Source organism: Olleya namhaensis (genome assembly GCF_900114005.1).
GTDB lineage: Bacteria > Bacteroidota > Bacteroidia > Flavobacteriales > Flavobacteriaceae > Olleya > Olleya namhaensis.
The window spans coordinates 58,352-78,114 of the sequence record NZ_FORM01000009.1; the positions used below are offsets into that span (position 1 = coordinate 58,352).

Genomic DNA, 19,763 nt, shown 5'->3' on the forward strand with positions numbered 1-19,763 from the left:
AAAAATTGTACTATTTTTACACAAATTGTTAAATAATTAACAGAATGAAAACTATCGCCTCTTGCGTAGAAGACATATTAATCACGCAACCGTTTTTAGAAGAAGCATTGTCTAGAAGCATTATTAACTACTCTGCCTTAGCCGAAGAATTGAACGCGCCAATTAGTGCCATGTTGCGTAAACCCGTAAAATCTGGAGCTATTATGATGGCTTTACGCAGATACAACACACCAAATACGTTGCGTCATTCTTTAAAACTAAAAAGCACGCTACAAAATTTAGGAGATATCACGGTACGCTCTAACTTAAGTGATTTTACATTTCAGAATTCTGAAACCCTAATACAAAGTCACACCAAAATTTTAGATCAAGTAGAAGCTAATAAAGATATTTTTTACGCCTTTACACGAGGAATTTTTGAAAGTAATATTATTATATCGAATTCTGAAAACAAGAAAATATTAAAATGTTTTATTAACGAAAAACAGATTGGATTACAAGAAAACTTATCCGCAATCAGTATCCGTTTACCAAAAGACAACTCTAAAATATCAGGTTTATATTACCAAATATTTAAACGATTAGCTTGGGAAAACATTCCGTTATACGAAGTTGTTTCTACCACCAATGAATTTACGGTATTAGTAGAAGACCACGTGGTTGACAAAGCATTTTCAGTAATTAAAAACCTGAAGAATTAATTATTTTTTATATATTCTTGAAGCTTACTATTTAAGACTAGATATAATTGACTAGGTCTAATGTCTATGTACTTTGTCTTTAATCGAATTGGAGAATCAAATCTTTTATAACTAGCATCACCTATTCTTCTTTTTAATGACCCTGACTCGTATTTGCTTACAAATTCCTCGGGGTTTTTCAACACCAAAATAATAGCTTTTTGGTTAAGTAGTAAAGACCTTACTTCTATTTTTTTAATATCAGACCAAGGTACAAACCCAGCTGATAATTCAGAGCAATTGTCAGTAACACCATTCTCGTCTATTACTAACCCAAATTTTCTTATAAAAACTTTAGTTATTATTTTATTTAACCAATAAGCGCAAATTTTAACCATCAAAACATCCAACAAAATAGCTGTCCAATCCAAATTAGAGAAATCCCATAACACTTGATCATTCAAAAAATAAAAGTGTAATAAAAAAGCTGTTAAAAGTGCAAAATAATAAATTAATACCCCTAGTAATTTTAACAAACTATAGCCAACACTAATGATATCTTTGTTCTCTAACTGTTTTTCTAAAACATGTTTTTTTCTTCTTTCAAAATATCCTGCAGAAAAAGTGAAAGTAAAATATGAGAAAAAACCTGTAATCAAAATAAATAGCACTAGATTTTTAAGAAAAAAATCTTCTAATTTGAAAACACTAAGAGTTAGATAAGTAAACGAAAACAATAAAAAAGGTGCAATTATAACAAAATATTTCTCTTGACTTTCTTGAAACCAATTTGCTTTAAAAGTTTCTAAAGATTTTTCAAAAGATGAAGATTGATCATCTTCGTATTGCATCTGACTTAAGTCATAATCTAATACATGTAAGATTGTTTTAAGAGTATAACTTCTTGGTGTTACTTCTCCTGCTTCAATACGCTGAATTGTTCTAACACTTATATTACATTTTTCTATTAACTCTTCTTGTGTTAGTCCTTTTTGTTTTCTTAATTGCGAGATCTTCTCACCTAATTTTGGCTGCTTCATAATATAAATATTTTCAAGCAAATCTACTCTCATGAAGCTATTTTTTAAAATTTCTAGACCGCTTTAAACCCGACATTTACCCGTCAAAGCCCTTAAATAGCTTGTGTTCTTGATTTTTTAGTAATTATATTAATAAAGAGAAATAAAATTAAAGCGGGTAACACCCAACCTAAACTATGCTTTGCAAACGGAATTAAGTTTACAATAGTTGTTAAACCTTCTGATGGACTTAAAAACCCAATAACATCAGGAATACTAAAAACAAAAGTCACTAAAACCACCACTCTAAACACTAATTTAGAAGCATATTTATTCGGAATTGCATTTAACAAAATCAATACAATAGTAATAGGATAAATAAACAATAACACTGGTAACGCATAGACTATAATAGTATTAAAATCTAATTGCCCAACCACAACACCAAAGACACATGCAATTGTCGCGGTAACCGCATATACGGTTTGAGAATTATTAATTAAGCCTTTAAAATAATCTGCAGTTCCAGTTACAATACCAACAGCTGTAGTAAAACATGCCAAAGCAATTAATACACTTAAAACCGAATACCCAAAAGCACCAAGCGCTTTAACGCTAATCCCAGTTAATAAGTTAGCACGTTGCATATCGCTATTTAAACTACTGTTTATGTCTATTTCTGCACCATAAGAAGCACCAACCGCAATAAGACCAGCGTAAATTATAAACAAACCAAAACCCGCAATTAATCCTGATTTTTTAATCAGGTCCTTTTTAGCTTCAAAAGAAGCCTCTGTTTTTAAATTAATAGAAATTATAATTACTGCTCCTACTACTACTGCCGCAATCGCGTCAAAGGTTTGATACCCTTCCAAAATACCAGATACAATTGGTGTATCCATTGTTGTTGGATTAGTAATCATTTGTGTAGAATATAATCCGATACCAATAACCAGTAATAAAATAATAACAATAAAAGGCGTCAAATACTTACCTATTATATTTAAAATCTTAGAACGGTTTAAGGCAAAAATCAGCACTAAAATAAAGTATATACTACTTGTTAATAAAGGCGAGGTTCCAAAATTTGGATGTATCGCTATCTCATGAGTTGCTGCTGCGGTACGTGGCGACGGAATAGCAACCGCTATTAAATAAATTAGTATGCAATAAATAAAACTAAAAGTTGGAGATACTTTTTTTCCAAAATCATATAACGTCCCTTGTAATTTAGCATGTGCATAAATACCTATAATAGGAATTGCCACTGCTGTAATAATAAAGCCTAAGGTTACCCAAAACCAATTCTCACCTGCATTATATCCTAAAAGCGGTGGTAATAATAAATTTCCTGCACCAAAAAACAGAGAAAACAAAGCAAAGCTTGTTATTAGAAGATCTTTTGTTCTATTCAAAATTAGTCTTGTTTAATTAGTTTTAAGTCTTCAAAGTCAAAGCTAAAATCTGTTACAGGTGCAATAGGCTTTAAGGTAGCACCTACTGCCTTACCTGTTTCGTCAAAGCTAAATTGCACATAGCAATCTGCATCGTAACTTCTATTATCCCATTTAACAATAAATGTTGTGGCATTATACGGTAATAAACTTCCTTTTAGTGTTTGAGATTTATCTGAAAGCAACCTTAAATTAGTTCCGCTTTGCGTAATACTAACCTTTCCAAACCATACATCTTTATATGCTCCTACAATAGCATCCGCCTTTGGAATAATAGCACTGTTTTTCATTTTAGCTACTTGATCAAAAACTGCTATTTTTAAACTGTCATTATATGTATACCATTCGGTATTGTTTCTTCCTAATTTATCTAACCAATTACGATCTTCGTAGCCTAAATAACTATCTTTAATAGTATTAGTTATCGTTGTAAAAGCAGACCCATTCATCTGATTAGTTAATACCACAATTGCTAAATCTAAATCCGGAATCATAGTAAATTGCGTTACCGTTCCTAATAATCCACCTGTGTGATATACTTGCTTATAACCACCTTTTACATCTGTTAAAAACCAGCCTAAACCGTAGCCTTTAAAGTTTGAATTATAACTATCGTTAGCACTTACTTTTAAAGGCGTCTGTAATTGCCAAAGCTCATGGAATTGTTTTTCACTTAACAAACGCTCGCCTTTTGCAGTCACAGCATCATTCATTAAAAACTGTGCCCAAGTTAACATATCATCCACGTTACTCATAATCCCTCCTGCTGGATTTGCCAATGGACTCCAATCATGCGGAATCTGAACCAATTTACCATCAGCAAGCGTATGGGCTTCAATAATATTAGACTTATCTGTCACACGATTATAAGATGCTTTACTGTTAGTCATCCCAACCGGTTTCATTATTTTAGTTTCAATAAATTCTTCCCAAGACAATCCACTAACTCGTTTTAAAACCTCTCCTGCAATAATAAACATGTTGTTATTGTAAGCAAATTGACTTCTAAAAGAGCTCTCTGCTTCTAAATGACCAACATTTTTAAGCACATCACTAACATTAAAATCGGCTTCCGGGAAAAACATTAAATCTCCTGCACCAAGTCCCATTCCGCTTCTATGCGTAACCAAATCTCTAACCGTAAACTGCTCCGTTACCCAAGCATCTTTTAATTTAAATTCAGGAATATGCTGTCTTACTTTATCATCCCAATTAAGCTTACCTTGATCCACAAGCATTGCTAATGCAAAACAAGTAAATCCTTTACTGTTAGAAGCCACACCAACTAAAGTGCTATTATCCATCTCTTTTTTATTAGACATAGCGCGCACACCATGACCTTTAGCATACACCACTTTTCCGTCTTTAATTACACCAACGGAAATCCCTGGAACGTTAAAGGTTTTTAAAGTGCTCTCAACAAGTTGATCTAGTTTAGCCTCTTCAATTTGAGCAGACAAAGTCATGCTTGTAAAAAAAGCTATAGTATAAAGGAAAGGTTTTAATCTCATAATTTGATAGTTTATAATCTAGGCAATCAAATATAGTAAATAGTTAATCAAAACAACTTACTAAAAACAGTACAAATCTTATCTTTGCAGGCTATGATTTTAACTTACAAAGGTATATCCATTTCTTATTCTGTTTCTGGACAAGGTAAAACAGTCACCTTATTACACGGTTTTTTAGAAAACAGTACTATGTGGAAGGATACCGTTGCCAGTCTAGAACGCACACATCAGGTCATTACTATAGATTTGTTAGGACATGGTTTAACAGACGCTTTAGGTTACGTGCACACCATGGAAGACTTTGCAGATGCAGTAGATGCAGTACTTACCCACTTAAACATTACAAGTACTACGCTAGTTGGCCACTCACTTGGTGGTTATGTTGCTTTGGCTTTCGCCGAAAAAAAGCCGCATACTATTGAGGGACTGTGTTTAATGAACTCGACACCTTTTGCAGACAGCCAAGAACGCATCATACTTAGAAACAGAGCCTTAAAAGTCGCAAAGACTAACTACAAAAACTTAGTTAGCATGTCTATTAGTAATTTGTTTTTTGAAGACAATAGAATTCGTTTTGAGGACGCTATTGAAAATATTAAAACCGAAGCTCTAAAAACACCACTTCAAGGTTACGTTGCCACACAAGAAGGCATGAAAATTAGAACTGACAGAACTAAAACATTAGAAAATTTAAACTGCAAAAAACTAATTATTGCTGGTAAAAACGATCCCATTTTATCTAAAACAGACCTGCATCAATTAGAAAAATTAAATGGTGTTACGGTTACTATTCTAGAAGGTGGACACATGTCTCACATCGAAAACAAAGAAGAATTCTTACAAGCAATAATACGTTTCATCGAATAAATAGTGCTTTTTGACGTTTAATTGGTTTTTTATCCTACTTTCGGTAAACGCTATATATCAGATTTTTACAAAATGTATAAAATCTAACAAAAAAACGAATCATGCACAAAGTACCACAAAAACAATCTCTTAAAGGAAAATTATACTGCTCCGTATTCGGACACAACTTTCAGGTCAGTAAAAAAATCACTTATCACGTTAAAGAATACCAATGTTGTCATTGCAAAAAAGAAATGACTACTAATAGTAAAGGAAACTTAACAGAGTTAACGCCAAAATATAGAGAAATTAATTATGTACTAAAGCGCATACACAAAAACAAGCAAAAACGCTTTGCTGCACAAGCACTAAAAAATGCACCATTAAAACTATCGTCTTAGTCTTTATCAAAGCTATTCCAACCTTGCGCTGTTAATGCAATTTTTTGATCACCTCTAGTTACTAAGTGTGCTCCAGAAGCTTGATCTGTAATAAAACCAATCACGGTTAAATTTGGATTCGCTTTAATTTTTGGAAAATCTTCTTGAGAGATCGTCATTAATAGCTCATAATCTTCACCACCACTTAAAGCAATGGTTGTGCTATCCATATTAAACTCCTCACTTGTAGAGATTACTTGAGGGTCTAATGGTAATTTATCTTCGTATAAATCACAACCCACCTTACTTGCCTTACACAAATGTAATATCTCTGAAGACAAACCATCACTAATATCAATCATAGACGTTGGCTTAACCTCTAATTCTTGCAATAGTTTTACAATATCTTTTCTAGCTTCAGGTTTTAATTGACGCTCTATTATATAAGTATACGCATCTAAATCTGGTTGACTATTTGGGTTAACTTTAAAGACTTCTTTTTCACGTTCTAACACTTGAAGTCCTAAATAAGCACCACCTATATCTCCAGATACCACTAACAAGTCGTTAGGTTTTGCACCACTTCTGTAAACCTCATCGCCTTTTTTAACTTGACCAATAGCTGTTACAGAAATAATTAATCCAGAGGTTGATGACGTCGTATCACCTCCTACCAAATCAACATTATAAATTTTACAGGCAGTTTCTATTCCTGCATACAACTCTTCAATCGCTTCTAAAGGAAAACGATTAGACACCGCAATAGATACAGTAATCTGTGTTGCTTCTGCATTCATAGCATAAACATCAGACAAATTAACAACTACAGCCTTATAACCCAAATGCTTTAAAGGCATATAGCTTAAATCAAAATGCACACCTTCTACTAAAAAGTCTGTACTTACAACCACTCTGTTATCACCAAACTCCATTACAGCTGCATCGTCACCAATGGCTTTAATAGTAGATTGTTGGGTAACCTCAAAATGTTTTGCTAAATGATCAATTAAACCAAATTCTCCTAATTGGCTTAAATCCGTACGTTGTTGATTTTTATCTTCTATCATACTGCAAAAATACTAAGCTTAATTTAATAGTAGCTCTAAAAAATTCTAAATTGTCTTAATATTCAAAAAACGAATTTATTTTTATTAAAAATTTAACATTTTAACACGTGAAAAACGCATTTCACTACTATTTCCATTAAATTTGTTCTTAAAAATTAAGAATACCTCAACCAATGTCTATTTCAAAAAAATTACTATTTATACTCCTTTTATGTATTACGCAATTAACACTAGCACAAAGTCCTTGTGTTAACGGGTTTGCAACACAAACAATAAATGGTGTAGAAACCAGCTATCCTTGCAATGGCTATGACTTGTTATCGCGCATACCAATTTCGACATTAGCAACAACACTGGGTAACGAAGAAGGTAGTGATTTATGGGGCTGGACGGACCCTTTAGACGGAAAAGAATATACCATAATCGGGACAACAAACAGTACCGCTTTTGTAGATATTAGCGACCCAATTAACCCTGTTTTTCTGGGACGAATAGAAACCGCAAACGGAAACACCTCTTTCTGGAGAGACATTAAAGTTTATAATAATCACGCTTATATTGTTGCTGATGGTGTTGGTAGTCACGGAATGCAAATTTTTGATTTAACCACATTACGATCTGGTGTAAATGACGATTTAACTTTTACTAATAGTTCAACAGACGGAAATGTAAAAGTATTTACTGGCGACAACGGAATTAATATTGGTAGTTGCCATAATATTGTAATTAACGAGTCTGAAGGCATAGCTTATTTAGTAGGCTGTGGTGGCGCTGCCAGTGGCGGACCTGTTTTTGTAGATATCACAACGCCATTATCGCCAACCATAGTTGGTAGCTATTCAGGAAAAGGTTACACACACGATGCACAAGTTATTACATACAACGGAACAGATAACAATGTAACCAGTCCAACAGTAATAGGAGTCTCTAGTTATATAGGTAGAGAAATATTATTAGCCAGTAATGGTGGATCAAATGACAGAGTCGTACTTTTAGATGTTACCGATAAAAACAACCCTCAGTTTATTTCAGAAATAACGTATCCAAATCCCGGTTATGCACACCAAGGTTGGTTTACTGACGATCACAGATATTTTATTTTCGGAGATGAAACAGACGAACAAAATTTTGGATTTGGTACACGTACTTTCGTGTTTGATATGTTAGATTTAGACAACCCTGTTTTATCAACTACTTACGAAGCTTCAATAGCAGCAATAGACCATAATGGTTATGTTAAAGACGACACTTTTTATTTAGCAAATTATAGAGCTGGGATGCGTGTATTAGACATTCCTACACTTATTTCTACTAATAACAGCAATTCTGAAACCGGTTATTTTGACACTTACCCAGCTAGCAATAGTGCTAATTTTAATGGTGCTTGGAGTATCTACCCTTATTTTGAGAGCGGTAATATAATTATTAGTGATATTGAAAGAGGTCTTTTTGTGGTAAGAGCAAGCAACAATCCATTAAGTACCAAAGACTTTAACTTAGACTCTAAATTTAGTTTGGTACCAAACCCTACTAAAACCAATTCAAAATTAACAGCTAGTAAAGGTCAAACTATTACTTCTGTAGAGGTGTACAATGTGATTGGTAAAAAGCTTTTTTCTAAAAACAATATTAATCAAGACAGTATCGTTTTACCAACAACGCATTTATCTAATGGATTATACTTAGTAAAAATAAACAACACGACTACTAAAAAACTAGTAATCAATAAATAGACAAAAACTTAGAGGGTAAAAACCAAAGCCTTTTAATAGTTAGAAAAAGCAATTCACAGATGTTTAAATTAAAAAATATTGTCGCTATAACCTTAACCGCTATTAGTGTCCTGTTTTTCTCTTGTAAAGATGAAACCTTAGAAGAAATAGAACCCGCTACAAATACATTAGCCCAAGGTAACTTAGAGACTGTTACAACATTAGGAGGATCAAAAAACGAAAGCGGTCAAGCAGTAGCAAAAACAACAGATGGTGGATGTATTGTTCTAGGATTCACACAATCCATGGATGGAGATATTACCACAAAGACTGATGAAAGCTACGATGTTTGGGTTTTAAAATATAACGAAGATCTAACTTTAGAATGGACTAAAACTTTTGGAGGTACCAATGACGAAAGAGGTCATGACATCATCCAAACTCAAGATGGTGGCTACGCTATAATTGGGTTTACGTATAGTACTGATGGTGATGTTACAGCAAACAATGGACAAGAAGATTTTTGGATTATAAAACTAGACGCCCAAGGAAACCTACTTTGGGAAAAAACCTATGGCTATTCTGGAATAGATACTGGACACGCCATTATACAAACTAATGATGGTGGTTATTTTATAACGGGTGTTTTAGATGTGACATCATCTGGAGGCGCTGGTAATACAAGATCCAGCCAAGTACAACATGCAGGTGGCGACTACTGGGCTTTAAAATTAGACCCTACAGGAAACATCCAATGGAGCAAATACTTTGGAGGCTTCTTTTCGGATACCGCATATGATGCTATTCAAACTAACGACGATAGCTTTATTATAATTGGATCTTCTGATAGCGAAGACACAGACATTAGCAACAATATAGGTTCTTACGATTTTTGGATTATTAAAACGTCAAACACAGGAGAAACCTTATGGGAAAAATCTTTTGGAACTACAGAAATTGACGAAGCTAGAGCAGTGATTAATACTTCAGACGGAAACTATCTAATTATTGGAGACACCAGAGGAGGCAATACAGATGTTAGCTCTAATTCCGGCGCTGCAGACGTATGGGTAATTAAAGTGTCGCCTAATGGCGAATTACTTTGGGAGAAAACTTACGGAGGCGAAGGTTTTGATGTTGGACGGGATATCGCTACAACTAACGATGATGGCTATATTATTAGTGGTAGTTCTAGAAGTGCTTCGGGAGACTTAACGGGCAACCAAGGTCAAAATGATGCCTGGGTGTTTAAAATTGACAACACTGGAAATTTAAAATGGCAAAAAACCGTTGGCGGTTCTAATGTCGATTTTGCTTATAGTGTAACCGAATTAAATAACGGAAAGATAATAGCAGTAGGAGAATCCAGCAGCAACGACGGAAACATCAATGAAAACAAGGGTTTTACAGACTTACTATTAATTGAAATTAATTAAAAACATGAAAAAAATTGTTTCACTTTTAACCTTAGCATTGCTAATTATTGCTTGTAACGAGGATATTGACGACACTACAATTACAATCCCAGAAGTCACCTTTAATTTCACACATCATTGGGATAGCACTTTTATAAACAGCACCAACCTAGAAACCGAAACACTTACAAATGCTAATGGAGAGGTTATAACTATTAACAGAATTAGATACTTAACATCTCATTTTGAACTAACAAATCTTGCAGGAGAAACATACATCTTTGAGGGCTATAAGTTAACGGACTTATCTGACGATGCAACATATAACTTTACACCAGTAGTCAACACAATCCCATCCGGAACATACAATTTAAAGTTTGTTTGGGGTTTTAACGCAGACGATAATACAGATGGAATATACCAAGATTTAAATTCAGAATCATGGAATTGGCCAGCAATGCTTGGTGGCGGTTATCACTTTTTACAATTTGATGGTATGTACAATGTAGATACTGCAAACCCGTCTCCTTTTAACTTTCATAATGGAACTGCAAGAGTTAGCGATGGTGTTTTTGAAGACAATTTTGCAGTCATTACATTTGATGCACCAATAACCATTTCAAACAATACAACTATTGAAATTAAAATGAATATCGCTGAATTGTTTAAAAACCCAAACACTTGGGATTTAAATGTTTTAGACACACCTTTAATGCCAAATTACGACGCACAAAAAATGATGCAACAAAATATTTTGAGTGTTTTTAGTTTAGGTGAAACAACACAATAAACATGAAATTTTGGCCACTATATAGCTTGCTTTGCGTAATGCTTTTTAATTGTGATTCCAAGGAAGATACTCCTGAGGATAACTACATCCCTATTCCTTATCAATTAGAAATACCAGTACTTTTCCAAACCAAACTTATAGATCCAATAATCCCATTAAGTAATACCTTAACTATTGAAGGTGTCGCATTAGGTAAACGTTTGTTTTTTGACAACATCCTTTCGGTAAACAATACAAAAGCCTGCGCTAGTTGTCATTTGCCACAAAATGCCTTTACAGACCCTAATCAATTTAGTAGCGGTGTAACAGGAATTCCTGGTAACAGAAACAGCATGCCTTTATTTAATTTAGCATGGAATTTTGATGATAAATATTTCTGGGACGGTCACGCTTTAGGATTAGAAAATCAAGCTTTAGAACCTGTAATTGATGCTAACGAATTAGGAAATGATAGCTGGGAACCTATTGAAGCAAAACTGAACAACCACGACCAGTATCCTTTATTATTTAAACAAGCCTTTGGCACTGAAACAATAACTAGACAACTTGTAACAAAAGCGATTGCACAATTTGAACGCACATTGATTTCCGGAAATTCTAAATTTGATCAATTTTCAAATGGCACAGTAAATTTGACCACACAAGAAGAAAATGGATTAGCCATATTTATGGATGAGGAACGAGGCGACTGCTTCCATTGTCATGGCAATCCAAACAATCCATTGTGGACAGACAACCAATTTCATAACAACGGTTTAGATGCTACTTTTACAGATTTAGGTTTTGGAGCAGTAACAGGAAACCCAAACGATAACGGTAAATTTAGATCTCCTTCATTACGTAATTTAGCCTACACAGCACCTTACATGCACGATGGTAGATTTGCAACTTTAGATGACGTAATTAACCACTACAGCACAGGGCTTACAAACTCTTCTACAATTGACCCTTTGATGAAAAAAGTTAATCAAGGCGGTGTTAATTTAAACCCGCAAGACAAAGCCGATTTAAAAGCCTTTCTTTTATCATTATCAGATCCAAGCTTCATTAACAATCCTGATTTTATTCAGTAATAAGAAAAACCTATAAAACCATATGCTAATATAATGTTAGTTGCTATTGAAAAAAGCGACTGATGTTGTATCTTTGCACTCTATTTAGATAAATTCTAATTAACAGGTATGATAAAAGTTTCTGACACAGCTAAAAAAAAGGTTATCGAATTGATGACTGATGATGGCTATAATGCAACCACAGACTACGTTCGCGTAGGTGTGAAAAGTGGTGGTTGTTCTGGTTTGTCTTATGATTTAAAATTTGACAAAGAAAAAGAAGATGAGGATAAAGTTTTTGAAGATAATGATGTAAAAATCATTGTTGACAAAAAGAGTTTCTTGTACCTAATTGGTACCACTTTAGAATATTCAGGCGGATTAAACGGAACAGGTTTTGTGTTTAATAATCCAAACGCCAACCGTACTTGTGGATGCGGAGAAAGTTTTTCATTATAATTAAACTTACAGACAAAATATGTCAAAGTATACAGAGGACGACCTTAGAGAAGAATTAAAAACCAAAGAATACGAATATGGTTTTTTTACAGATATAGAATCTGAAACATTCCCTATTGGTTTAAATGAAGACATCGTTCGTGCTATTTCTAAGAAAAAGGATGAGCCAGAATGGATGACAGAATGGAGATTAGAAGCTTTCAAAGTTTGGAAAACAATGAAAGAGCCAGATTGGGCAAATGTAAACTACAAAAAACCAGATTTTCAAGCCATAGCTTATTACTCTGCTCCTGTAGCGGTTGACCCTAATAAAACATTAGACGACGTAGATCCAGATCTATTAGCGATGTATAAAAAATTAGGAATCTCTGTTGATGAGCAAAAGAAGATGAATAACGTTGCAATGGATATTGTAGTAGATTCAGTTTCAGTAGCAACAACATTCAAAAAAACGTTATCAGAAAAAGGTATCATTTTTATGAGTATTTCTGAGGCTATAAAAGAGCATCCAGAATTAGTTAGAAAATATATAGGAAGTATTGTTCCAACAACAGACAATTTTTACGCAGCTTTAAACAGTGCTGTTTTTAGTGATGGATCGTTCTGTTATATTCCAAAAGGCGTTAGATGTCCTATGGAATTATCAACATACTTTAGAATTAACCAAGGAGGAACTGGACAGTTTGAACGCACACTTTTAATTGCGGACGAAGGTAGTTATGTCTCTTACCTAGAAGGTTGTACAGCACCTAGTCGTGACGAGAACCAATTACACGCAGCAGTTGTAGAGCTGATTGCAATGGATGATGCTGAGATAAAATACTCAACCGTTCAAAACTGGTACCCTGGAAGTGCAGAAGGTAAAGGTGGTGTTTACAACTTTGTTACAAAACGTGGATTATGCGAGAAAAACGCAAAAATCTCTTGGACTCAAGTAGAAACAGGAAGTGCTGTAACTTGGAAATACCCATCTTGTATTTTAAAAGGAGATAACTCTGTAGGAGAATTTTACTCGATTGCAGTAACTAACAACTACCAACAAGCAGATACAGGAACTAAAATGATTCATTTGGGTAAAAACACCAAATCAACTATTATTTCTAAAGGTATATCTGCAGGAAAATCACATAACTCATACAGAGGATTAGTACAAATAGGAAGTCGTGCAGACAATGCGCGTAACTTCTCACAATGTGATAGTTTATTAATGGGTAATGAGTGTGGTGCACATACATTTCCATATATCGAAGCTAAAAACAAAACGGCTCAAATAGAGCACGAAGCAACTACAAGTAAAATTGGAGAAGATCAAATATTTTACTGTAACCAACGTGGTATTGATACAGAAAAAGCAATTGCTTTAATTGTAAATGGTTTTAGTAAAGATGTTTTAAATAAGTTACCAATGGAGTTTGCTGTAGAAGCACAAAAATTATTGGAAATTTCTTTAGAAGGATCTGTAGGTTAATAAATAGTAATTGAAATGAAAAAATTAGCAATTCTTTTTATGTTTATCGCTTTTATTAGCTGTAAAACAAACGAAGAACAAACCTATACAGGCGGCTTTGTATATTATCAAGATGCTGCTGTTTTTCAAATGGGAAATGTAATTCATGGTGTGATCTTAAATAATAAGGTTGACCAAATTATTACCCAAGCTAAAGCCTTTCAACAAGCACCAACAGACATGGTGGAAATTGAGGTGATAGGCGAGTTAGTTCCGAAGGGAGACCAAGAAGAAGGCTGGCCATATAAGCTAAAAATAAATAAAGTTATCAGCGTAAAAGCTTTAGCTCAAAATAAAAACGACGTTATCAAACTAGGAAAATAAGTAATATGTTAAAGATAAACAACCTACACGCAAGTGTTGAAGACAAGTCCATATTAAAAGGAATTAATCTTGAAGTAAAAGCAGGAGAAGTACATGCTATCATGGGACCAAATGGTTCTGGAAAAAGTACTTTAGCTTCTGTAATTGCAGGAAAAGAAGAATACGAAGTAACGGATGGTAACATTCTTTTAGACAATGAAGACATCGAAGACTTAGCTGCTGAAGAGCGTGCACATAAAGGTGTGTTTTTATCTTTTCAATATCCAGTAGAAATTCCTGGAGTTAGTGTTACTAACTTTATGAAAACTGCAATTAACCAAACTAGAAAAGCAAAAGGTTTAGAGGATATGCCAGCTAAAGAAATGCTGCAATTAATCCGTGAAAAATCTGAGCTTTTAGAAATTGATCGTAAATTTTTGTCACGTTCTTTAAACGAAGGATTTTCTGGAGGAGAAAAGAAACGTAACGAGATTTTTCAAATGGCAATGTTAGAGCCAAAATTAGCTATTCTTGATGAAACTGATTCTGGATTAGATATCGATGCTTTACGTATTGTAGCTAACGGAGTCAACAAACTAAAAAGCAAGGATAATGCTGTAATAGTTATTACACACTACCAACGTTTATTAGATTATATAGTACCTGATTTTGTTCACGTTTTATACAATGGAAAAATTGTTAAATCCGGAGGAAAAGAACTAGCGCATGAGTTAGAAGAAAAAGGTTACGACTGGATTAAAGAAGAAGAAGACGCTAAAAATAATTAGTAGTAATCAGTATTAGTTTTCAAAGACAAACTAAACTAACTACACAATATTTTATAGTTTCAAAATCAATAAATAGTACCCAGCCAAACGTTGTCTTTATTATAATATTAATAAAAGCAAGCTGTAGCTGAAAACTGAACAATATGAGTTTAAAAGATAAATTAGTATCCTCTTTTATAGCATTCGAAAATCATGTAGATATAGATTCTAAAATACATGACATTAGAAGCGAAGCAATAAAAACGTTTGAAACAGAAGGTTTTCCTACTAAAAAAGACGAAGCTTGGAAATACACGTCATTAAATAGTGTTTTAAAACACGATTACAGCGTGTTTCCAAAGCAAGAAAACGCATTAGAGTATAATGATATAAAAAAATACTTTATCCACGACATAGACACTTACAAGATTGTGTTTATTGACGGAAAATACTCGTCACACTTATCAGAAACGACTCATGACGGACTTGATGTGTGTTTAATGTCAGCTGCCTTAAGCAAGCCTAAATACCAGTTGGTAATAGACAATTACTTTAATAAAATCGCTACAAAAGATGGACTATCATCTTTAAACACTGCGTTTTCTAAAGAAGGGGCTTACATACACATTCCTAAAAATAAAGTGGTTGCAAAACCAATACAAATATTACATTTCTCTACAGGAAATGAGTCGACGTTGTTATTACAACCACGTAACTTAATTGTTGTTGAAGAAAATGCACATGTACAAATAATAGAACGTCACCAAAGTGTTACAGACAATCCAGTTTTAACTAACTCGGTTACAGAGATTGCTGCAAACAAACGTGCTATTGTAGATTATTACAAAATACAAAACGATAATAAAAATGCGTCTTTAATTGATAGCACATTTGTTGATCAAAAACGCGAAAGTCACGTGTCTGTTCATACGTTTAGTTTTGGAGGAAAATTAACGCGTAACAACCTTAACTTTTACCAAAATGGAGAGCACATGGACTCTACATTAAACGGTGTAACTATTATTGGAGACAAACAACACGTTGATCACAATACATTAGTACATCATATAGAGCCAAATTGCGAAAGCCACCAAGATTACAAAGGGATCTTTAACGATAGTTCAACTGGTGTTTTTAACGGTAAAGTAATTGTTAATAAAGAAGCACAAAAAACAAATGCGTTTCAATCTAACAACAACATATTGTTAAGCGACAAGTCAACAATAAACTCTAAACCTCAACTTGAGATTTTTGCAGATGATGTAAAATGTTCTCATGGGTGTACGATTGGGCAATTAGACGAAAGCGCTTTATTTTACATGAAATCTAGAGGTATTCCTGAAAAAGAAGCTAAAGGGTTATTAATGTATGCGTTTAGTAACAACGTTTTAAAATCTGTAAAAATTCCAGAATTAAAACAACGTATCACTAAAATTATAGCAACAAAATTAGGTGTTAACATTGGTTTTGATTTGTAAAAAATATGGATATTTTAAACATTTCGAATAAAGTTTTCATCAAATTAATTAGCATTTGCTTGCTAATTGCAATTGTTACCGGAGGTCTTTTTTACATGACTAAAGGTGGTTTTTTTGATGGTATATTATTAACTTTTGTTGGATTATCATGTACTTATATGTTATTGGTACTTTCGGTTTTTGTTTTTAAAAACCTGACTAATTTACTAGCAAAAGGTAACATAAAAACTTATCAAGTTGCTTTAGCGCTAATAGTAACACTTGCTATTTGCGTGTCATTATTTATTATGCTGTTTAAAGCCATATCAAAAGCGTTTTAATTTATTACCAATTATGTTAGATATCAATAAAATACGTCAAGACTTTCCAATACTTAAAAGACAAGTAAATGGTAAACCGTTGGTGTATTTTGATAATGCTGCCACATCACAAACACCACAACAAGTTATAGATGTAATAGTAGATTATTATTCTAACTATAATGCAAATATACATAGAGGCGTACATGCACTAAGTCAAGAAGCAACTGATAAATACGAAGAAGCAAGACTGACAATACAACATCATTTTAATGCTGAAAAAGCACACGAAATAATATTTACGTCAGGAACAACGCATAGTATAAATTTAGTTGCTAATGGTTTTGCTACACTATTACAAAAAGATGACGAGCTTATTGTATCTGCTCTAGAACACCACAGTAATATTGTTCCTTGGCAAATGTTATGCGAAAAAACAGGCGCTATCCTAAAGGTTATTCCAATGACTTTGGAAGGCGAGTTGGATATGGACGCGTACTCTAAATTACTTTCAAATAAAACAAAACTTGTTTTTGTTAATCATATATCAAATGCTTTAGGAACAATAAACCCTATAAAAAGTATTATTGATCAAGCACATAAAGTTGGTGCTGCAGTATTGATAGATGGCGCACAAGCTTGTCCACATATCAAACCTGATGTGCAAGCTTTGGATGCTGATTTTTATGTAACATCTGCTCACAAAATTTGTGGACCGACAGGTATTGGAATGCTATATGGTAAAGAAGCATGGCTTAATAAAATGCAACCCTATCAAGGTGGTGGAGAAATGATTGACCAAGTCACGTTTGAAAAAACAACATATGCTGGTTTACCTCATAAATTTGAAGCAGGAACACCCAATATTTGTGGTGGAATAGCTTTTGGTGCTGCATTGGATTACATGAATGCTATCGGATTTGATGCAATAGCAGATTATGAGCACGAGTTACTAGACTATGGTACAAAACAACTAGAAGCTATTGATGGTCTAAAAATTTACGGGACCTCAAAAAACAAAACTTCAGTTATATCTTTTAATTTAGAAGGTATACATCCTTACGATGTTGGTACTTTACTAGATAAAATGGGTATTGCTGTACGTACTGGTCACCATTGTGCACAACCAATTATGGCATTTTATAAGATTCCTGGCACAGTCAGAGCATCTTTTGCCTTTTACAATACAAAATCCGAAATTGACGCTTTAGTTGAAGGTGTTAAAAAAGCAAAAATGATGTTATCTTAATAGTTTGGCTTCTTTTTTGTAATATTATAATCAAATACCAAAATATTACTTCTATGAAAACAATTACTATTTTACTTTTTTCTATTCTTCTTAACAGTTGTGGTTCAACTCAAGACACAAAAAGTAGCTTAACTCAAGATATGTCAGCAACACCACTTAACGGAACTTACAGTGTAACTACTCTAGAAGGTAAAGCAACAACTAATTCTAAATTATCAATAGGCTTTGACAATGCTACAAATCGTGTATATGGTTTTTCTGGATGTAATAATTTTTTCGGTACATATGCAGTGGATGGAGACCAAATCACTTTTAGCCAATTAGGATCTACTAAAAAAATGTGTCCAGAAGCAGAAAACACAATCGAAACCAACTTTCTAAAAACACTACAAGAAACTACAAACTACAAAGTAACTGGCAACGCCATTACGTTATTACACAATAAAAAAGAACTACTTAACGGTATGCAAGCATCGGGTACTGCAGATACACAAAAACAAGATAACGGAATGTCATTTAGATACTCCGCATCAACTAGAGGTAGTTATACGTTAATAGAAATAGATCAAAACACTATAAAATCACAATTTAATAGATCAGAAAAAGCAACAGTTAAAACCTGTAGTAAAGCGGATTGGTCAACATTACAAGATTTAACAGATAGTATAGATATAGAAACTCTTGAAAAGCTTGACCCACCAAGCAAAGCGCATCAATATGACGGTGCAGCAGCAGCAAGTTTAACCATCATAGTTAATGGTAAGCAATATAGTACGCCCTCTTTTGATGCCGGAAATCCTCCAGCAGCAATCGCAGTACTAGTAAACAAGATTTTCGCACTAACCAAATAGCAAGCTAAACAAGAAGCGTAAAATTTTCAAAATTATCTTTAAGACTTCTTTAGTAATTAATCAGTGAATATTGATTAATTTTGCACCTGAAATTATATTGAAAATGCAGACTATAAAAGAAATACAAGACGAGATTATTGATGAATTTTCCATGTTTGAAGACTGGGAAGAGCGTTATCAATACATGATCGATTTAGGAAAATCATTACCGCTTATAGCTCCAGAATACAAAACAGAATCCAATATAATCAAGGGTTGCCAAAGTAAAGTTTGGGTACATGCAGAGCTTAATGATGATCAAATAGAATTTACAGCTGATAGTGATGCCATTATAACTAAAGGTATTATTGCTATTTTAATACGCGTATTTTCTAATCAGCACCCAAAAGATATCCTAGACGCAAACACAGATTTTATCGACGAGATTGGCTTAAAAGAACATTTATCTCCAACACGAGCTAACGGTTTAGTAAGTATGATCAAACAGATAAAAATGTATGCCATAGCATATCAAACACAATTAAATTAATTCGCTTAAGCGGAATTAAAAAAACAAATTTTCTTTTTAAAAGGAAATGAAAAAGTATAAAATGAGCGAGACTACAATAGATACAGCAGAATTAGGAGAAAAAATAGTAAAGGTTTTAAAAACCATTTTTGATCCAGAAATACCAGTAGACATTTACGAATTAGGATTAATTTACGATGTTTTTGTTAACGAAGATTATGATGTAAAAATCTTAATGACATTAACAACACCTAACTGTCCTGTTGCCGAAACGTTACCTTTAGAGGTAGAAGAAAAAGTAAAATCTTTAAACGATGTTAAGGATGCCGAAGTAGAAATTACTTTTGATCCACCATGGACGCAAGATTTAATGAGTGAAGAAGCTAAACTAGAGCTTGGTATGCTTTAATGCCAAA

21 protein-coding genes are annotated in these 19,763 nt (G+C 33.5%); 17 read left to right on the top strand and 4 right to left on the bottom strand.

Annotation, left to right across the window (positions count from 1 at the left end):
- Positions 1–44: 44 nt before the first annotated feature.
- On the top strand, positions 45–701 hold the full coding sequence (locus BMZ09_RS16370) for a hypothetical protein (protein ID WP_090841695.1): 657 nt from the start codon (positions 45–47) through the stop codon (positions 699–701).
- Here BMZ09_RS16370 and BMZ09_RS13930 read toward each other — a convergent pair.
- The 3 genes from BMZ09_RS13930 to BMZ09_RS13940 all read right to left on the bottom strand — a co-directional run bounded on the left by BMZ09_RS13930 (position 698) and on the right by BMZ09_RS13940 (position 4,664).
- The gene (locus BMZ09_RS13930) at positions 698–1,720 is read right to left on the bottom strand and encodes a helix-turn-helix domain-containing protein (RefSeq protein ID WP_090841697.1); all 1,023 of its coding nucleotides are present in this window, start codon (positions 1,718–1,720) and stop codon (positions 698–700) included. The genes BMZ09_RS16370 and BMZ09_RS13930 overlap by 4 nt on opposite strands.
- 92 nt (positions 1,721–1,812) lie before the next feature.
- Positions 1,813–3,114, bottom strand: a complete 1,302-nt coding sequence (gene brnQ, locus BMZ09_RS13935; RefSeq protein WP_090841699.1) for a branched-chain amino acid transport system II carrier protein — start codon at positions 3,112–3,114, stop codon at positions 1,813–1,815.
- 2 nt (positions 3,115–3,116) lie between these two features.
- Positions 3,117–4,664: a serine hydrolase gene (locus BMZ09_RS13940; protein WP_090841701.1), complete on the bottom strand. Its 1,548-nt coding sequence runs from the start codon at positions 4,662–4,664 to the stop codon at positions 3,117–3,119.
- 93 nt (positions 4,665–4,757) lie between these two features.
- On the opposite strand from BMZ09_RS13940, the gene BMZ09_RS13945 reads away from it, so the two are divergent.
- Positions 4,758–5,531, top strand: coding sequence for an alpha/beta fold hydrolase (locus tag BMZ09_RS13945; protein WP_090841703.1), 774 nt, complete (start codon positions 4,758–4,760; stop codon positions 5,529–5,531).
- Positions 5,532–5,632: 101 nt separating this feature from the next.
- Positions 5,633–5,911, top strand: coding sequence for a hypothetical protein (locus tag BMZ09_RS13950; RefSeq protein WP_090841706.1), 279 nt, complete (start codon positions 5,633–5,635; stop codon positions 5,909–5,911).
- On the opposite strand, the gene thiL is transcribed toward BMZ09_RS13950, so the two are convergent.
- Entirely contained in the window at positions 5,908–6,957 is a 1,050-nt protein-coding gene (gene thiL / locus BMZ09_RS13955) for a thiamine-phosphate kinase (protein WP_090841708.1), read from the bottom strand. The genes BMZ09_RS13950 and thiL overlap by 4 nt on opposite strands.
- Positions 6,958–7,130: 173 nt before the next feature.
- Here thiL and BMZ09_RS13960 point away from each other — a divergent pair, with 173 nt between their 5' ends.
- The 14 genes from BMZ09_RS13960 to BMZ09_RS14025 all read left to right on the top strand — a co-directional run bounded on the left by BMZ09_RS13960 (position 7,131) and on the right by BMZ09_RS14025 (position 19,756).
- Positions 7,131–8,690, top strand: coding sequence for a choice-of-anchor B family protein (locus BMZ09_RS13960; protein WP_090841710.1), 1,560 nt, complete (start codon positions 7,131–7,133; stop codon positions 8,688–8,690).
- Positions 8,691–8,749: 59 nt separating this feature from the next.
- Positions 8,750–10,105, top strand: a complete 1,356-nt coding sequence (locus BMZ09_RS13965; RefSeq protein ID WP_090841713.1) for a hypothetical protein — start codon at positions 8,750–8,752, stop codon at positions 10,103–10,105.
- A 4-nt stretch (positions 10,106–10,109) separates the two neighbouring features.
- Positions 10,110–10,874 (top strand): MbnP family protein, encoded by a 765-nt coding sequence (locus BMZ09_RS13970; protein ID WP_143067829.1) that lies wholly within the window; start codon positions 10,110–10,112, stop codon positions 10,872–10,874.
- Positions 10,875–10,876: 2 nt separating this feature from the next.
- Positions 10,877–11,947, top strand: a complete 1,071-nt coding sequence (locus BMZ09_RS13975) for a cytochrome-c peroxidase (RefSeq protein WP_090841717.1) — start codon at positions 10,877–10,879, stop codon at positions 11,945–11,947.
- A gap of 108 nt (positions 11,948–12,055) precedes the next feature.
- A complete protein-coding gene (locus BMZ09_RS13980; protein WP_090841719.1) occupies positions 12,056–12,385 on the top strand; it encodes a HesB/IscA family protein in 330 nt (109 codons plus the stop codon).
- 19 nt (positions 12,386–12,404) lie between these two features.
- Complete coding sequence (gene sufB / locus BMZ09_RS13985) at positions 12,405–13,853, top strand: Fe-S cluster assembly protein SufB (RefSeq protein ID WP_090841721.1); 1,449 nt, start codon at positions 12,405–12,407, stop codon at positions 13,851–13,853.
- 15 nt (positions 13,854–13,868) lie between these two features.
- A complete protein-coding gene (locus BMZ09_RS13990) occupies positions 13,869–14,216 on the top strand; it encodes a hypothetical protein (RefSeq protein ID WP_090841723.1) in 348 nt (115 codons plus the stop codon).
- A 5-nt stretch (positions 14,217–14,221) separates the two neighbouring features.
- Positions 14,222–14,983 (top strand): Fe-S cluster assembly ATPase SufC, encoded by a 762-nt coding sequence (sufC, locus tag BMZ09_RS13995; protein WP_090841725.1) that lies wholly within the window; start codon positions 14,222–14,224, stop codon positions 14,981–14,983.
- A 143-nt stretch (positions 14,984–15,126) separates the two neighbouring features.
- Positions 15,127–16,440 (top strand): Fe-S cluster assembly protein SufD, encoded by a 1,314-nt coding sequence (gene sufD / locus BMZ09_RS14000; RefSeq protein WP_090841728.1) that lies wholly within the window; start codon positions 15,127–15,129, stop codon positions 16,438–16,440.
- Positions 16,441–16,499: 59 nt separating this feature from the next.
- Entirely contained in the window at positions 16,500–16,760 is a 261-nt protein-coding gene (locus tag BMZ09_RS14005; protein WP_143067830.1) for a hypothetical protein, read from the top strand.
- A gap of 13 nt (positions 16,761–16,773) precedes the next feature.
- Entirely contained in the window at positions 16,774–17,988 is a 1,215-nt protein-coding gene (locus BMZ09_RS14010; RefSeq protein WP_090841731.1) for an aminotransferase class V-fold PLP-dependent enzyme, read from the top strand.
- 53 nt (positions 17,989–18,041) lie between these two features.
- A complete protein-coding gene (locus BMZ09_RS14015) occupies positions 18,042–18,839 on the top strand; it encodes an META domain-containing protein (protein WP_090841733.1) in 798 nt (265 codons plus the stop codon).
- 103 nt (positions 18,840–18,942) lie between these two features.
- Positions 18,943–19,368 (top strand): SufE family protein, encoded by a 426-nt coding sequence (locus BMZ09_RS14020; RefSeq protein ID WP_090841735.1) that lies wholly within the window; start codon positions 18,943–18,945, stop codon positions 19,366–19,368.
- A 61-nt stretch (positions 19,369–19,429) separates the two neighbouring features.
- Positions 19,430–19,756, top strand: coding sequence for a DUF59 domain-containing protein (locus BMZ09_RS14025; protein ID WP_090841737.1), 327 nt, complete (start codon positions 19,430–19,432; stop codon positions 19,754–19,756).
- The last annotated feature ends 7 nt before the right edge of the window (positions 19,757–19,763 follow it).

Coding starts and splice junctions, on each gene's coding strand:
- BMZ09_RS13945 (WP_090841703.1), top strand. CDS start 4,758: ATGATTTTAACTTACAAAGGTATATCCATTTCTTATTCTGTTTCTGGA.
- BMZ09_RS13975 (WP_090841717.1), top strand. CDS start 10,877: ATGAAATTTTGGCCACTATATAGCTTGCTTTGCGTAATGCTTTTTAAT.
- BMZ09_RS14020 (WP_090841735.1), top strand. CDS start 18,943: ATGCAGACTATAAAAGAAATACAAGACGAGATTATTGATGAATTTTCC.
- BMZ09_RS13980 (WP_090841719.1), top strand. CDS start 12,056: ATGATAAAAGTTTCTGACACAGCTAAAAAAAAGGTTATCGAATTGATG.
- BMZ09_RS13965 (WP_090841713.1), top strand. CDS start 8,750: ATGTTTAAATTAAAAAATATTGTCGCTATAACCTTAACCGCTATTAGT.
- BMZ09_RS14025 (WP_090841737.1), top strand. CDS start 19,430: ATGAGCGAGACTACAATAGATACAGCAGAATTAGGAGAAAAAATAGTA.
- BMZ09_RS13940 (WP_090841701.1), bottom strand. CDS start 4,664: ATGAGATTAAAACCTTTCCTTTATACTATAGCTTTTTTTACAAGCATG.
- sufB (WP_090841721.1), top strand. CDS start 12,405: ATGTCAAAGTATACAGAGGACGACCTTAGAGAAGAATTAAAAACCAAA.
- BMZ09_RS13930 (WP_090841697.1), bottom strand. CDS start 1,720: ATGAAGCAGCCAAAATTAGGTGAGAAGATCTCGCAATTAAGAAAACAA.
- BMZ09_RS13990 (WP_090841723.1), top strand. CDS start 13,869: ATGAAAAAATTAGCAATTCTTTTTATGTTTATCGCTTTTATTAGCTGT.
- BMZ09_RS14015 (WP_090841733.1), top strand. CDS start 18,042: ATGAAAACAATTACTATTTTACTTTTTTCTATTCTTCTTAACAGTTGT.
- BMZ09_RS13970 (WP_143067829.1), top strand. CDS start 10,110: ATGAAAAAAATTGTTTCACTTTTAACCTTAGCATTGCTAATTATTGCT.
- thiL (WP_090841708.1), bottom strand. CDS start 6,957: ATGATAGAAGATAAAAATCAACAACGTACGGATTTAAGCCAATTAGGA.
- sufC (WP_090841725.1), top strand. CDS start 14,222: ATGTTAAAGATAAACAACCTACACGCAAGTGTTGAAGACAAGTCCATA.
- sufD (WP_090841728.1), top strand. CDS start 15,127: ATGAGTTTAAAAGATAAATTAGTATCCTCTTTTATAGCATTCGAAAAT.
- BMZ09_RS13950 (WP_090841706.1), top strand. CDS start 5,633: ATGCACAAAGTACCACAAAAACAATCTCTTAAAGGAAAATTATACTGC.
- BMZ09_RS14010 (WP_090841731.1), top strand. CDS start 16,774: ATGTTAGATATCAATAAAATACGTCAAGACTTTCCAATACTTAAAAGA.
- BMZ09_RS13960 (WP_090841710.1), top strand. CDS start 7,131: ATGTCTATTTCAAAAAAATTACTATTTATACTCCTTTTATGTATTACG.
- BMZ09_RS16370 (WP_090841695.1), top strand. CDS start 45: ATGAAAACTATCGCCTCTTGCGTAGAAGACATATTAATCACGCAACCG.